Annotated in this window: 1 pseudogene; it reads right to left on the reverse strand. The window is 65.2% G+C overall.

The annotated features are described in order from the left end of the window. Window positions 1–287 (reverse strand): annotated as a pseudogene (locus P3W75_RS29740) (glycosyltransferase); the annotation flags it as partial.

The following is a 287-nucleotide window of genomic DNA, read 5'->3' on the forward strand; positions in this document are numbered from 1 at the left end:
TGCTGCTTGACCAGCACCTCGTCGGACATCTCGACGATGGAGCAGACCACGGTGGTCGGGTAGCCGCAGGCGATGGCCTCTTCGATCACCGAGCGGTAGACCATCGAGGTGGTCAGGGCGTCGATGCGGAAGCTGGTGACCATGAGGAACACGTGGGACGGGTCGGCGGCCTCGCCGAGCTTGGCCAGGCGGCGCTTGTAGAACGGGTAGACGACGTGCAGGAAGAGCATGCCGCGCAGGAAGTGCAGGCCACCCATGGAGTAGCGCCAGATACCCACCGCGCCGAT

This window comes from Pseudomonas citronellolis, from assembly GCF_029335315.1.
Classification (GTDB): domain Bacteria; phylum Pseudomonadota; class Gammaproteobacteria; order Pseudomonadales; family Pseudomonadaceae; genus Pseudomonas; species Pseudomonas citronellolis_A.